Below are 12,192 nucleotides of genomic sequence, written 5' to 3'. Positions count from 1 at the left end.
GAACCATAATTTAACAAAGCGCCGGATCTTAGCCATGGCGATATCTCTATGAACAGATCACAATTTAACTCGAAGGGCAGACGGTCAAAAATTAAAGTAATCGGCTGGATCTCACTGGCTCTGCTTCTTGGTTTGATGATTCTCTGGGCAACTCTCGCTCTTACTTTCACCTTACCGGTGAATACGCTGCGGATACCGATCATTGTCGTCTACGGGCTGGTATCTTTGCTTCTGCCGATTGTTATTCGACCGCGCCGGTACGGAATCATCGGCTGCCTGGTGCTCTTTTTCCTCGTTGCCGGCTGGTTTTTTATGCTTGCTCCTTCGAACATGCGGGACTGGCAGCCCGATGCGGCGGTACTTGCCTCGGCACAGATCAATGGCGACATGGTCACCGTCCGCAATGTTCGTTTCTGCGACTACCGCAGCGAAACTGATTTTACCTGTCGCTACTACGATAAAACCGTGTCCCTGGCCGATTTGCAGACGGTTGACCTCTTCCTGGTATATTGGGGCGTGCCCAGTATCGCCCACACCATGTTGAGTTTTGGTTTTGATGACGGGAGTTATATCTGTTTCTCGATTGAAACCCGCAAGGAGAAGGGGGAGGCGTATTCGACAGTCAAAGGTTTCTTCCGCCAATATGAGCAGATGTATGTTGTGGCCGATGAACGGGATGTTGTCCGGCTGCGCACCAATTTTCGCAAGGAAGATGTCTATCTCTATCGCCTTGAGGTCTCTCCGACGATTGTCAGGAAAGTGTTTCTCGATTATCTCGGTGCAGTAAACAGTCTCTATAACAAGCCTGAATGGTATAATGCTCTTACGTCGAACTGTACCACCAGCCTTCGTCGGCACACCGTGCCCTATAATCCCGATGCCAAATTTGACTGGCGGCTTATCGTCAACGGTTATCTCGACGAACTGGTTTACCAGCGCGGGTTTATTGTCAGGAACCTTCCTTTTGTCGAGTTGAAACAAAAGAGTTATATTAACCCAAACGCCCAGGCAATGCCGCAAGAGAAGAATTTCTCGTTGCGTATCCGCCAGGGTATCCCTGGCATCGGTTTATGAAAGATATTGTCGCCCCCAGTCTGGCAGACTTCTTTACCGGATCTTCATCCTGATGGAAAATGTATCCCTTGCTGTTTGACGAGCTACATCTGTTATTTACCCGCAGTATATTGGTATATCGAGTTCCATGGATAAACAAAAAGACAAATATTTCAAAAGAAATGTCTTTGGGGTGGGGGTCGTTGAATTTTTCTGGGGACTGGGGTTTCCCATCGTTCTTGAGTCGACATTTCTGCAATTGTTTCTGAAAAATCTCGGTGCATCAGGTTTTGTCATAGGCATCGTGCCGGCGCTGTTTATTTTTGGAATCTCGACGTTTCCCCTTTTTTCCAGTTACCTGTCCAGAAATCATCGCTTCAAAAAGCCCCTGGTGGCTCTGCTGCATCTTATTTCCGGATTGTCGATTGTCCTTTTCGGCGTGGCCTTGCTCGTGGTCAGCCGGTCCGAAGATGTATTGCCACTGTTCTTTTTCTGCTACACCATTTTTTCGCTCTGCATGGGGCTTACTATCCCGATCTGGCTGAATTTTCTGGTACGGATTTTCTCGGTGGGAAAAACCGTACCCGGCCTTGGCTATATGATGCTGGCACAAAACATCGGCAAGGTTGTTTCCAGCTTTTTTATCCTCAAGGTGGTTGAAAAATATTCTTTTTCGCTCAATTCTTCGGCCTACGTGTTCATCGTAACCGGGTTGCTTTTTTCTGTCGGGTCGTTGTGTTTTTTCCTGACCAAAGAGATTGCCGATCCACATGATCCCGAACGGGACAATCTGTCGTTTTTGCGCCATACCCGGCAGTCGTTTGTGGAGATCCTCAATAATCGACGTTTCCTGAAGTTTCTGGCGGCGGATCTCGACTTTTATGTGATTCTCACCACTCTTTCTTTTTATGCCAACTATGCAACCACATATTATGGGGTTCGCCCGTCTGTTGCTGCCGGAGTTTTTGTCGGCTGCATCTACAGCGGATCCATAACGGTGAACATCTTTCTGGGCGCCCTGAATCTGCTTCGCTTAAAGCAGAAGTTCATTCTGGCCAAGTGTATAACTTTTCTGTTGCTGGTCCTGCTGGCATTTTTGCCTGGAATATGGGCTTTTTTCCTGATCAGCTATATGTTGGGCGTTGTCCGGGCGGTGCGTAATATGGTCTATCCGCCGATGGTTAAAAAATTTTCCGGGAAGACCGATTCAACCCCGTACTTTGCCCTGGCCCCGATTCTGACCATCCCTATAGGCTCAGGGTTTCCGCTTGTTTTTGGCAAGTTGCTCGATACCCTCTCTTTTATGCACCAGGACGCCTATAAAATACTTTTTCTCTGTTCGGCGCTCTTTCTTGTGGTGACGCTGTATCTCAGTCTGCGGATAGATTTTTTAGATCAATGAGTGCGGATCGATATCTCAGCCGGGAAAGAGTGACTCCAGTTCCGAGAGGTCTGCCGGTTTGTTTTTGGTCTGCAGAAAATGCAAAAAAGAGCGGCCGCTGCCGTTGATAACCTGCTTTTCGGGGAAGCCAAGGTTTTTAATAAATGCCAGGCACTCTGCAAAAACGCCCACCTTATCGGCGATATGGGCGTCACTGCCAAAGGTGAGTAAGCCATTGTGTCGACCGACCGCTTCAGCAAGAGCCGCACAATTTTTCTCGCTGCCCGGGCGGGATGTGGTGAATGATGAATTGTTGATCTCCACCAGCACCTTATACCTCGCGGCGGCCTTGGCCACCTCCTCGATGTCAATGGGGAAGGCCGGGTTGCCGCCATGGGCAAAGACGTCGATGTGCCCGGAAGCCATCGCTTGGATTACTCCATCGGTGTGCAGCGTTTTCGTTGCCGGGGTGATTATCGGTTCATGCAGGCTGGCGAGAACGATATCCAGGTGCCGCCGGGTGTCATGATCGATATCTAACTCGCCTTTGAAATTAACAATATTGGCCTCGATGCCCCGCAGGATCCCGACTCCGTGCATTATCCGGGGGATGACCCGCATATTTTTGAAAAACCAGAAATGTGGTGCTCCCGGCATTGCCGGGCCATGATCGGTTATGGCCAGAAGTTTGATGCCCCGTGCCGCCGCAGCCTGGACATTTTCCGCCAGTGTGCTATAGGCATGGCCGCTGGCTACCGTATGAGTGTGGCTGTCTACTTCAATATGCATGGAAAAACTCCACCATCAGAAAAATTGGTTATGCCTGATACGACTGGTATTTATCGTACCATTCAGGGGCTATGACACTATTGGCATCAAGCTAACCTTTCAGGGTTGATATTGCAATTTTTTTAGAGAAAGACCTTTGTGCGCAATATTTTGCCGGAGATGCGGAAGGTTACGCAGGGGGAGGTCTGTTGGAAATGTCGGAGCAAAATAGATCGCTTTACAGCTGTTTCACCTCCTGCAAAAGAATCAGTGACGGCCAGCGTCTGAAGTAGCTGGCCGTCGGTCGATAATTGATATACTTGTATTTTACATGGGTGCTTTTTCTGGTTAGGGACTTCTCTTGACAGACTAAAGACAGCCACTTACAGTATTACTTATTCATGTATAACTGCCTGTAATGAGTTAGGCCATAATCGACTGATTGACGTTATGGCTGCTGATTGATTGACGGCTGGCTGATGTTGCATGCCAGGCTTTGGAGGGTGTCTGAAATAGAGAGTCTCTGTGAGATGAACCCGGCTGGTGTTTTGTGGCTTTGTTCTTCGGGCGGAGTTCGATTATTCAGTCAATAGGTAACTTTCAAGGGAGGGTGGGACATGAAGAGATTATCTGTTTTATTCATTTTTGCGTTTTTTCTTGGTTTGACCAATCTGACAAGTGCTGCCGGGGTTGATGATTATTCGGCCACCATCAAGGTCTTTCGCGACTCTCCTGTTGTTGCAAAATTTTACCGGAATGCCTATGGCTATGCAGTTTTTCCATATATCGGCAAAGCCGGTTTTGTGGTAGGCGGTGCCTATGGCACAGGGCAGGTCTATAAAGGCGGTAGAGTGACCGGGAAATCAACGGTAGTGAAAGGATCAATAGGCTTTCAGGCGGGCGGCAAAGTTTTCAGTCAGATTGTCTTCTTTCAGGACAAGCGGGCCTATGATGAATTTACCAGCGGCAACTTCGAATTTGATGCAACGGCGCAGGCTATTGTCATAACCGCCGGCGGCGAGGCTCAGGTTGGAACCAGCGGACTCAATGCCGGAGCGACTGCCGGCCCCAGGACCGGGGTGCAGGCAGAAACCAGGTATGTCAAAGGGATGGCTACCTTTGTGCATGCCAAAGGTGGTCTCATGTATGAGTTGTCCATCGGCGGACAAAAATTCACCTTTGAACGATTGTAAGAGTGCAAAGAACAAAAACGAAAAAAAGAGAGATACGTAAATCGGATCTGTCAATGAAGAGGGGACTGCAGGATACCTGGAACGAAAGGAAGGATCAGCGATAATTGTCCATATGCTATCGCTGATCCTGTTATTTTCAGATCTTTATAACATTCTGTGCAGCCGGACCTTTCTGTCCGTCTACAACTTCAAAGCTGACGCGCTCGCCCTCGGAGAGAGATTTGAATCCGTCTGCCTTGATAGCGGAATGATGGACAAATACATCCTGGCCTCCATCCTGTTCGATAAAGCCAAAGCCCTTTGCATCATTAAACCACTTTACTGTTCCTTCTGCCATTGGTGCTACTCCTGTGTAATGGGGTCCGTTTGGCCCCTTTTTTCGATTGTCTGAGTAGCAGTGTGCTGACTCAGGCATCCAACCTGCGCTGCAGGTTGAATTTGTTGCTCAACTTCTTTGTTGGATGAGCAAATTTTTTTGCTGCGGAATGACCACGTTCGATTTGCTAGAGCGATTTGACTGGCTACCGGCGCTTCTTTCCTTTTTTTTGAGGCTGTGCCTCGTTGCAGACGAGCTGACGATTTTTGTATTCTTGCTTGTTCAACGTTTCCATGGCACGATGGCCTTCTGATCTGGTCGACATTTCCACAAAGGCAAATCCCTTAGGTCGTCCCGAGAAATGGTCGATGACCAGATTTGTATTAACTACTTCGCCAAAGTCTCTGAATATTTGAAGAACTTCCGCTTCGGTAACATCATAAGGCAAATTGCCTATAAAGAGTTTCAATCTGTTGCTCCCTTGGACTATGATCGGCAATGATTTTTACCGGCAACAAAAATGCAAGAAACTGCACGATGACTGGCGAGAAACACTATGCGTGATCGGATTGACGTTAGGACGTACCCACAGGCTATACAGTATATCCTCCAGGAGTACAAGTAAATAACAGAGGCAACCTTTTTCGCATCATAAGCAATTATTCAGTACCTTAGAGGCGGGGACTCAAAAGAGTCTCGGCTTCTTTCCTATTTCCCGGGGGGTAATTTCTCCGTCTGGTGCTTTATGGTTTCACGTCGATAATAGGCATAATCTCCTTCGTAAATCCGCATCGCCCCATGATCGATCTCAAAAACCCGATTGACCAGGGAATTGAGGAAATGGCGGTCATGACTGACCAGGATAACGGTTCCTTCAAATTGTTGCAGGGCGCTGAGCAGAACTTCCCGGGACTGGATGTCCAGATGGTTGGTCGGTTCGTCCATGACCAGAAAATTAAGGGGGCGGCCAAGCAGGGTGGCCAGGATTACCCGACTTTTTTCACCGCCGGAGAGATTGGCGATTCGTTTATCCACCTCATCGCCCTGAAAGAGAAAAGCGGCGCAGAGGTTGCGAATTGTGCCGATGTTTTCCAGCGGGAAATGTTCCTGCACCGCTTCAAAGACCGTCTGCTCGGGTTTGAGCAGATCCATGGCATGCTGGCTGAAATAGCCGGTTGTAACGCCAACGCCAAGGTTTATTTCGCCTGTGGTCGGTTCGGCGTGGCCGGTGATCGTTTTCAAAAGCGTCGATTTTCCGGCGCCGTTTACGCCGACGACGGCGATTTTCTCCATGCGCCGGATGGTACCGGACAGGCCGCTGAACACCGGGATTTTTCTGCCATCATGGCCGATCCAGGTTTTCCCCAGGTTGCTGAGGTGGAGGACATCGTCGCCGCTTCGCGGTGGTATCGGAAAATTGAATTTAATGGTTTTCTGTTCGGCGGGCAGGACAATGCGGTCGATCTTTTCAATCTTTTTGATGCGTGACTGGACCTGCGAGGCATGGGAGGCGCGGGCGGCAAAACGGGCGATGAATTCTTCTTCTTTAACGAGCATCTCCTGCTGCCGGCGATAGCTGGCTTCAAGCTGCTGTCGTCTTATTTCACGCTCCTGCAGGTAGAAATCAAAATTGCCGCTGTAGGTAGTGGTGGTGCCGTTGGCTACCTCAATAATCCGGGTGACTATCCGGTTCATGAACTCCCGGTCATGACAGGTCATCAATAGAGCGCCTTTAAACTCGGTGCGCAGCCATTCTTCCAGCCAGAGGATTGATTCGATGTCCAGATGGTTGGTTGGTTCATCGAGCAGCAGGACATCCGGGTTGATGGTCAGAATTTTCGCCAGGGCGATGCGCATCTTCCAGCCGCCGCTGAAGAGTTCCACCGGACTGTTGAAATCCTGTGGGGCGATGCCCAGCCCGGTTAAAATGGCCTGGGCCCGAGGTTCGAGATCGTAGCCGCCACGCACCTCGAATATCTCGACACATTCCCCGTAACGCTCCAGCAGATCAGCCATGGCATCGTCGTCCATCGGCTCGGCCATTTCAGCTTCCATTGCCGAAATCTTGGTGCCGAGCTCGACAATGTCGCCTGCGGCCGACATCACCTCAGCAATAACCGACCGGCCGGCCATCTCACCGACATCTTGTGAAAAATAACCAATGACGGTTTTCTTGGCACAGGAAATATCGCCCTTGTCAGCTTCCTCCTCACCGGTTATCAGACGAAAGACGGTGGTCTTGCCCGCACCATTGGCGCCGACCAGACCTGATTTTGTACCGGGGAGGATCTGCAGGCTGGCGTTCTGGAAAAGGACCTGCGCTCCGTGCTGCATGTGAATATTGGTTAAATGTATCATAATCGCCAAAAAAAATGGCTGGAAACTACCATGACCCGGTAAACCGATGCAAGGATATTTTTTCTTCCCGCCAGACGTTTCGTGTCGTGCCAGCTTCGATCAGCTCAATTGCTGTTCTCTACCTCGATTATAACCTCGACGTCCTGCCAGGGTTTGACCTCGGGCTGAATGGTCGGATCGGCGATGATTTTGCAGAAAATGCGAATGTCCCCCTGAATGGAATTGAGGTAAACCGGAGTGGTTGCAACCGACAGCTGTTTATCTCCACGTTTTGGGGCCGGCAGCAGCACCGAGACCTGGTCGGGAATGACCTGGACTTTTTTCAGCTTGAGGTTGGCTGGCAGTTTACCGACAAGCTGCGGGACTATCGGGATAGTCTTCTTGACGATGTCGGCGAGAGTCACTTCAATCTTCGCCGGTTCGCTGCCCAGAAAAGTGAGGTTGGGGGGAAGCCGCAGATTATCGCCTGTTATCAGTATCGTCTGTTTCCCCTTGACCATCTTGGAGAGATTTACCGTCGCCGTCGGCTGAGACAAGACAAAGCTGTCCAGCTCTGACTTGGGACCGGCGAGGTCCACCCGCAGTTGTTCTGTTTTATCGTTCACCAGGATGAGGTTTGCAGCAGGGGGGATATATTCAACCGACAGCGGGAATACCTTTTCCACCACCTGTCTGTTGACTGTTATCAGCGTTGACCAGAATACAACCGCAATAGCCAGGCTCACCCCGACAGGAATCAAAGTATGCCGGTGCAGCAGGCTTTGCAGTTCCATATCGAGAAAGCCCTTCTCGTTGTTGTGGTTCCTGATAACGTTGGTTATTTCTGCAACGGAGCCAAGAGGTTTCATTGCCCTGTCTTTAAAGGCAGAGACCACCCCCCGTTCCTCAGAGACCACCAGAACCAGGGCATCTGTCTGTTCCGCCAGTCCCATGGCTGCATGATGGCGTGTCCCGTAATCTTCGGTTAACCGAGACGTCTGGGAAATGGGCAGCCGCACCCCGAAACTGGTCAGCTTGTTATCTTCGATGATCATTGCCCCGTCATGGCCCGGGGAATTCGGGTCGAAAATGGACATTATCAGCGCCAGACTTGGTTCTGCTGAAAGACGGTGACCTCCGGAGAGCTGCTCGAGGACCGGTTCCTTGCCAGGATAGACAATAATCGCCCCCCGTTTCTGTTTGGCGAGCTGCCACAGGCTCAGGGCGACCATGTCGGTTACCCCGTCATCGATGGATACGGTCTTTTTTTTCTGCAGGGAGACTACTTTTTCAAATACCTTTCTTAATTCCGGCTGGAAAATGACAATCAGGGCGATGACCGCAACATTGCTGACGTTCTGGAAGATCCATTTTATGCCTTCCAGGTTGAGAATATTTGCCAGGGCGATTACCAGAAAGGCCGCAAGGATGCCGACCAGAATCTTCCAGGTTCCCAGCCGGACCAGGGTGCGGTAGAGAAAAAACAATCCCGCAGTGATTAAGGCAATGTCGAGGATTGCCTGCCAGGTAAGAAGTTCATGGAGTAAAAATATTATTTTATTCATACGCTGGCCTTTGGGGGCCTGGGGTTATGGACTGGTTATTTACGCAGGTCGGGCTTGATGTGCCCGCCATTCCGGCTTGCGTATCGCGCATAATACCCTCAATGGAAAAAATTCTCCCAATAAATATTGCGTGATGCTGAATTGGCTGGCAATAACAAGCAGAACCTCACAAAATACTCGTCCCATCCTTCTTTCCATCTTACGGATGAAATGTTCGCGACTTGAGAAAGGAAAAAAGGTAGGGTGGCAAGACGTAGGCCGCCCAGAAACTTTGCGGGATACGTTCCTTTAGAGAATTAGATTCCTGTAACAACACAAAAATCTTATTTCTGAGTCACTCAAGAACTGTTCCCGTTGATTCAATATTTAGTGAGAGAAACATGAAGAATACCAAAAATCGCCCCGCACCCGGCAAGAAAAAAATGAAGATTGACACCTTTATCGTCGAAAAAAGCGATACCCTGCTTGCCGGTCTGCTCAGTTTTGTGCCGAATAAAAGCCGCAATGTCCTCAAGGCCGTTCTGCGAGATGGACAGGTTGCAATTGATGGTAAAGCTGTTCGTCAGTTCGATCATGCGTTGCGTCCAGGTCAGCGGGTGGAAATATCCTGGGAGAAAAAGACCCAGCCGCAACAGCCCCACGGGCTCAACATTGTGTATGAAGATCAGGAGTTGATCGTCATCAATAAACCATCGGGCCTTTTGACAGTCGCCACCGACAAGGAAAAACGTAAAACCGCCTATGCGCAACTCAGCAGTTACGTGAAGATGGAGAATCCGGAAAATAAAATTTTTATCATCCATAGGCTCGATCGGGAGACATCGGGGTTGCTAATGTTTGCTAAAAACGAAACGATCAAACGACAGATCCAGGAGAACTGGACCACAACCATCGATCAGCGGACCTATGTCGGCGTTGTTGAAGGTGAAGTGCAGCAAGAGGAGGGAACCATTATCTCCTGGCTGCATGAGAGCAAGGCCTTTATTGTCTATTCGTCGCAAAATCCGCAGCATGGACAGAAGGCCATCACCCATTATAAAAAATTAAAAACAAACAAGAATTTCTCTCTTTTACAGATTAACCTCGAAACCGGCAGAAAACATCAGATCCGGGTACATATGCAGGACATCGGACACCCGGTCATCGGCGACAGTAAATATGGGTCAACCCAGAGTCCTCTGCGCCGGATGGGGCTGCATGCCCAGGTCCTCGCCTTCACCCACCCGAAAACCGGGGAGCTGTGCCGCTTTGAAACCGAAATCCCTAAGAAATTTCTGCAGCTCTTTGTGGTAGGGAAAGAGCGGTAACTCCATTCTTTATCACGTTTTTTGTTTTGCTTTGGTCGCGGGTGGATGATGGGCGCAACCGATATACCGGGACAGGTTAAGGTAATCGAGGGAACCCAACTTTCACGGGCTGGACAAGGAAGGGTGTCGAACATACCGGGGAGACCGGCTCTGTACAGAGTCTGACCTTGCTCGAAAAAAGACGCCATGATCGCAAGGTGTAAGGCCGGTTTGTTGTGAGCTTATATACCTTAAATCCCGTTATATTCAATATTCAGCAAATCTGCAGTACTACAACTACTGCTTCCCAGAAAATCGACGTTTGCAAACCGAAAATCCTTGGCTGTCCGCTCGCCCACCAAGAGTGCGTCCTGCTTAAAAAAATCATAGAGGAATTCTAATACGACCATAACAATCGAAGGATACAATGGGCCTGTAGCCGTAGCTTTGCCAGAGCGGGTATTGATAAACACTTTCAACGCAGAGGATGAATCGTCCCCCAAAAATTTGTGAAGGAGATCAGCGATGCAGGACATTATCTTTAAGACCTACCGGCCATTGGAAGACGAAGAGTATATGTGCTTTAATCACAGACAATATTTTACCCAGAAACTGCTGAGCTGGCGCAGGCAGTTGGTGGAACAAGCCGAATTATTTTTTGAAGAATTGAAAGGAGACAGGCTGCGAACTGCCGATATCCTTGACCAAAGCGCACAACAGACGGAAATTTTCGTTGATTTCAGTACCAGAGAAAGGCAAAATAAGCTGATTGAAGAGATCGACCTTGCTCTGGCCAGAATAAAGGATGGCGAGTACGGGTATTGTGAGATAACAGGTGATGAAATTGGTTTAAAGAGACTTGAAGCACGACCAGTGGCAACACGATGCATTGAGGCGCAGGAACAATTTGAACGGATGGTTAATGCGAGAGGGAGGTCGGCATCTGTCTGATACTTTCGCTCTGCTCCTTTCTTTTCAGGGGGAGTCGGGCGAGGAGAAAAAAATAACACTATGCAGAAAACACCAAAGCTGTCGGACGAAGAATTAAATGAAATCTTTATGAAAGCGGGGGTGGACCAGCAGGAAGGTCTGCTCGATTCGGCCAAATCCGGCTATCTGCGGCTGCTTGAACATTTTCCTGACGCCCCGGTGCTTCATTCGCATCTCGGACTGGTCTATTATGAGTCAGGGGAATATGTACAGAGCCGAGATTCGTTTCTCAGGGCCGCCACCCTCGCCCCTCAACATATGGATATCATATTTAATCTGGCTCTGGCGCAGAAGAAAACCGGAGATCTGGAAGGAGCCATTGCATCCTACAAAAAGGTGGCAAAGTCTCAACCGGACAATATCGATACTCTCTACAATCTCGCCGGCTGCTACAAGGACAGAAGACAGCATGAAAAAGCTATTGAAGCGTATCGTAAGGTGTTGGCGTTGTCACCGGAACATCTGGCGGCCAACAGCAATCTGGCCTATGTGTATCACCTGACCGGTTCAGTTGAACATGCTGTTTTCTATTATAAAAAGGTACTCGAATACAAGCCGGACCATCATGCAGCACAACACATGCTTGCGGCCATTACCTGTGCTGACGCAACCAGTTCGCCGGATTCCTATGTACGGGATGTTTTTGACAATTATTCCCTGCACTATGAAAAAAGTCTGGTGGAGGAACTGGAATACTGCGTTCCCTCGACAATCCGGCGATTGCTCGACGAACGTTCTGATTGGAAAAAGAGATATGACCATGGGTTGGATCTCGGCTGCGGGACCGGTCTTGGTGGCCAGGCCTTTGCGGATATGATCAATGAACTGGACGGGATAGACCTGTCGACAAAGATGATCGAGCTGGCAGAAGCTAAAAAAATTTACCGAAAGCTCTATGCCGGCAGTATTGCCAATTTTCTTCAATCGTCAAAACAGAGCTACGATTTTTTTCTGGCCACCGATGTTTTTGCCTATGTCGGAGATCTTGCGGAAACTTTTTCTCTATTACGCAGTCATGCCCGCCGGGATGTGCTGTTCTGTTTCTCCACCGAGGCGGCGGATGGCACTGGTTATCGGTTGCGGCCGACGGGAAGATTTGCCCATGCACCCGATTATATCCATCAGCTGTCCGTGCAGACGGGATGGACGGTGGCGATGAGCCGGAGGACTTCGCTCAGAAAGGAGCAGGGCCGCTGGGTGCCGGGCGATCTCTGGTGTCTCAGGCTTCAGGACAGCCGCCTTTGAGCAGAGGCCTTGCTCTTGAGGAGAGTACCCCCGTGGGGCCTTCTGAAGAGTCCCGGCT

At 49.6% G+C, this 12,192-nt stretch carries 11 protein-coding genes; 6 read left to right on the top strand and 5 right to left on the bottom strand.

What is annotated here, in order from left to right; genetic code table 11:
• The first annotated feature begins 48 nt into the window (after positions 1-48).
• Both FCL47_RS03295 and FCL47_RS03290 read left to right on the top strand, forming a co-directional pair.
• On the top strand, positions 49-1,074 hold the full coding sequence (locus FCL47_RS03295; RefSeq protein WP_136812011.1) for a DUF4105 domain-containing protein: 1,026 nt from the start codon (positions 49-51) through the stop codon (positions 1,072-1,074).
• Between the two features lie 127 nt (positions 1,075-1,201).
• Positions 1,202-2,455: an MFS transporter gene (locus tag FCL47_RS03290; RefSeq protein WP_136812010.1), complete on the top strand. Its 1,254-nt coding sequence runs from the start codon at positions 1,202-1,204 to the stop codon at positions 2,453-2,455.
• A 15-nt stretch (positions 2,456-2,470) separates the two neighbouring features.
• Here the strand turns inward: FCL47_RS03290 and FCL47_RS03285 are convergent, their stop codons facing one another.
• Entirely contained in the window at positions 2,471-3,223 is a 753-nt protein-coding gene (locus tag FCL47_RS03285; protein WP_136812009.1) for a phosphatase, read from the bottom strand.
• 596 nt (positions 3,224-3,819) lie between these two features.
• On the opposite strand from FCL47_RS03285, the gene FCL47_RS03280 reads away from it, so the two are divergent.
• A complete protein-coding gene (locus FCL47_RS03280) occupies positions 3,820-4,395 on the top strand; it encodes a lipid-binding SYLF domain-containing protein (protein WP_136812008.1) in 576 nt (191 codons plus the stop codon).
• A 136-nt stretch (positions 4,396-4,531) separates the two neighbouring features.
• Here the strand turns inward: FCL47_RS03280 and FCL47_RS03275 are convergent, their stop codons facing one another.
• From FCL47_RS03275 to FCL47_RS03260, 4 genes are all read right to left on the bottom strand, one after another.
• Positions 4,532-4,732 carry a cold-shock protein gene (locus FCL47_RS03275; RefSeq protein ID WP_136812007.1) on the bottom strand — a complete coding sequence of 67 codons (201 nt, stop codon included), beginning with the start codon at positions 4,730-4,732 and terminating at the stop codon, positions 4,532-4,534.
• A 184-nt stretch (positions 4,733-4,916) separates the two neighbouring features.
• Positions 4,917-5,180, bottom strand: coding sequence for an RNA-binding protein (locus FCL47_RS03270; RefSeq protein WP_136812006.1), 264 nt, complete (start codon positions 5,178-5,180; stop codon positions 4,917-4,919).
• Between the two features lie 239 nt (positions 5,181-5,419).
• Entirely contained in the window at positions 5,420-7,069 is a 1,650-nt protein-coding gene (locus FCL47_RS03265) for an ABC-F family ATP-binding cassette domain-containing protein (RefSeq protein WP_136812005.1), read from the bottom strand.
• 104 nt (positions 7,070-7,173) lie between these two features.
• Positions 7,174-8,613 carry a diadenylate cyclase gene (locus tag FCL47_RS03260; protein WP_136812004.1) on the bottom strand — a complete coding sequence of 480 codons (1,440 nt, stop codon included), beginning with the start codon at positions 8,611-8,613 and terminating at the stop codon, positions 7,174-7,176.
• Positions 8,614-8,993: 380 nt separating this feature from the next.
• On the opposite strand from FCL47_RS03260, the gene FCL47_RS03255 reads away from it, so the two are divergent.
• From FCL47_RS03255 to FCL47_RS03245, 3 genes are all read left to right on the top strand, one after another.
• The gene (locus tag FCL47_RS03255) at positions 8,994-9,920 is read left to right on the top strand and encodes an RluA family pseudouridine synthase (protein WP_136812003.1); all 927 of its coding nucleotides are present in this window, start codon (positions 8,994-8,996) and stop codon (positions 9,918-9,920) included.
• 504 nt (positions 9,921-10,424) lie between these two features.
• On the top strand, positions 10,425-10,850 hold the full coding sequence (locus FCL47_RS03250) for a TraR/DksA C4-type zinc finger protein (protein WP_136812002.1): 426 nt from the start codon (positions 10,425-10,427) through the stop codon (positions 10,848-10,850).
• Positions 10,851-10,910: 60 nt separating this feature from the next.
• The gene (locus FCL47_RS03245) at positions 10,911-12,134 is read left to right on the top strand and encodes a tetratricopeptide repeat protein (protein WP_136812001.1); all 1,224 of its coding nucleotides are present in this window, start codon (positions 10,911-10,913) and stop codon (positions 12,132-12,134) included.
• The last annotated feature ends 58 nt before the right edge of the window (positions 12,135-12,192 follow it).

The organism is Desulfopila sp. IMCC35006 (assembly GCF_005116645.1).
Classification (GTDB): Bacteria; Desulfobacterota; Desulfobulbia; order Desulfobulbales; family Desulfocapsaceae; genus Desulforhopalus_A.
Note: the sequence above shows the minus strand (reverse complement) of the source record. Positions and strands in the feature narration are given on the sequence as shown.